Below are 1,990 nucleotides of genomic sequence, written 5' to 3' on the forward strand. Positions count from 1 at the left end.
GGCAGGGGGGTAGAAGAGACAGCGGGGGGAGGACCAGTACCGCGAACAGGGTGAGCAGGGCCATCGTCGAGCGCCAGCCGAACGCGTCGGTCAGGACACCGCCGGCCACCATGCCGGTCGTGTAGCCGAGCGAGAGCAGGGTGCCGGAGATGCCGAGTGCGCGGTCGCGGGCCGGGCCCTCGGGGAACGTGGTGGTGAGGAGGCTCATGCCGGTGGGGACGATGGTCGCCGCGCCCAGGCCCTGGAGCGCCCTGCCCGTCAGGAACGATGCCGGGTCCCAGGCGAAGGTGGCGAGCAGTGAGGCCGCGCCGAACAGGGCCAGGCCGGTGAGGAACAGCCGGCGGCGGCCGTAGAGGTCGCCGATGCGGCCGAACAGGAGCAGGAAGCCGCCGGACGGCAGCGCGAACGCGGTGACCGCCCACTGGAGTCCGGACCGGCTCATGCCCAGGTCGGCGCCGAGGGTGGGCAGGGCCACGTTGAGGACGGAGAAGTCCAGGGCGACCATGAACTGGGCCGCGCAGAGGATGAAGAGGACGAGTTTGTCGCGGGTGGACAGTTTGGTGGGGGTGCCAAGTGGTGTGTGGGTGCCGGTAGTTGTCGTGTCGGTCGCCATGGGGAGAGCCTGCGGCCGTCGGAATAGGCGTGGGGAGCCGGAAGTTGTGCTGGTGGTGGCACCACCAGGCAGCGGCACCACTCGTCAGCGCTAGGGGGATGTGTACGTGGCTGAGGATGCCCTGAAGAGTCGTCGGCTGAGCGAACTGCGCGAGTTCCTGATGAGCCGCCGCGCCCGGGTCTCCCCGGGCGAGGCGGGGCTGCCGGACGGTGGGGCGCGGCGCCGTACACCCGGGCTGCGGCGGGAAGAGGTCGCCGTGCTCGCGGGCGTGGGCGCCTCCTGGTACCAGTGGCTGGAGCAGGGGCGGGACATCTCCGTGTCGCCGCAGGTCCTCGACTCCGTCGCCCGGGTGCTGCGGCTGAGCAACGCCGAGCGGCGGCATCTGTATGTGCTGGCCGGGCTGAACCCGCCCGCGGCCGAACCCGCCGCCGGTCACGGGTGTGAGGGCATGCGGCGGCTCATCGACGCGTGGATGCCGTTTCCGGCGCACATCATGGACCGCTACTACAACTGCGTGATGTACAACGACGCGGCCGGCTGGGTGCTCGGCATGCGGCCCGAGAACACGCAGAACTGTCTCGTCGACTTCTTCACGGATCCGCTCTACCGGGCCCGTTCGCAGAGCTGGGAGCGGAACGCGCGGACCGTCGTCGCGCAGTTCCGGGCGATGTGCGCGGACCGTCCCGACGACGAGGGGTTGCAGGCCGTGCTGGCCGAACTGACCTCCGTGAGCCCGGAGTTCGGGGAGTTGTGGGCGCGGCGGGACATCCTGGACGCGGGGGTGGTCCGCAAGGAGCTGGATCATCCGCTGGTCGGGTTGCTGTGTGTCGAGTCGACGGCGTTGAAGGTGCCGGCGCGGCCCGATCTCACGATCGTGCTGCACACGCCGTTGGACGAGGCGAACACCGTGGCGAAGCTGGAGTGGCTGGCCTCGCCGGAGGGGCGGCGGGGTGCGATGTATCCCGTGGCGGGGTGAGGGTCCTTGTCGGTCCTCGTCCTGGTCCTTCGTATGCTCTGGTCATGACCGAGAGCAGCGCGCTTGATCCCGAGGACCGCAAGATCGTCACCCTGGCCCGTTCGGCCCGGGCCCGTAATGGTGTGCCGGAGGGTGCCGCTGTGCGGGACGAGACCGGGCGTACGTATGTCGCCGGAACCGTTGCTCTTGAGTCGCTGAAGTTGAGCGCGTTGCAGACGGCGGTGGCCATGGCTGTGGCGTCGGGGGCGAAGTCCTTGGAGGCGGCGGCGGTCGTCACGGAGGCGGAGTCTGTGGCTGCGGAGGATCTGGCGGCTGTACGGGATCTGGGTGGGCCGGAGACGCCGGTGCACGTGGCTTCGCCGGACGGGGTTGTCCGTCTGACGGTCGCTGCTGGCTGAGGT

At 70.2% G+C, this 1,990-nt stretch carries 3 protein-coding genes; 2 read left to right on the plus strand and 1 reads right to left on the minus strand.

Annotated elements, in window-relative coordinates; translation table 11 throughout:
• Positions 1 to 613: MFS transporter (locus tag ACNFOC_RS53790; RefSeq protein WP_416966229.1), on the minus strand; the 613-nt coding region annotated here is incomplete at its 3' end.
• A 160-nt stretch (positions 614 to 773) separates the two neighbouring features.
• Between ACNFOC_RS53790 and ACNFOC_RS53795 the strand changes: the two genes are divergently transcribed.
• Positions 774 to 1,589, plus strand: a complete 816-nt coding sequence (locus ACNFOC_RS53795) for a helix-turn-helix transcriptional regulator (protein ID WP_416966231.1) — start codon at positions 774 to 776, stop codon at positions 1,587 to 1,589.
• Between the two features lie 44 nt (positions 1,590 to 1,633).
• Positions 1,634 to 1,987: a cytidine deaminase-like protein gene (locus ACNFOC_RS53800; RefSeq protein WP_416966230.1), complete on the plus strand. Its 354-nt coding sequence runs from the start codon at positions 1,634 to 1,636 to the stop codon at positions 1,985 to 1,987.
• Positions 1,988 to 1,990 lie beyond the last annotated feature (3 nt).

Origin of the sequence: Streptomyces colwelliae, assembly GCF_048158785.1 — a bacterium.
In the GTDB taxonomy this organism is placed as follows: domain Bacteria; phylum Actinomycetota; class Actinomycetes; order Streptomycetales; family Streptomycetaceae; genus Streptomyces.

Excerpts from the sequence above, each read along its gene's own strand:
- ACNFOC_RS53800 (WP_416966230.1), top strand. The coding sequence starts at position 1,634 with ATGACCGAGAGCAGCGCGCTTGATCCCGAGGACCGCAAGATCGTCACC.
- ACNFOC_RS53795 (WP_416966231.1), top strand. The coding sequence starts at position 774 with ATGAGCCGCCGCGCCCGGGTCTCCCCGGGCGAGGCGGGGCTGCCGGAC.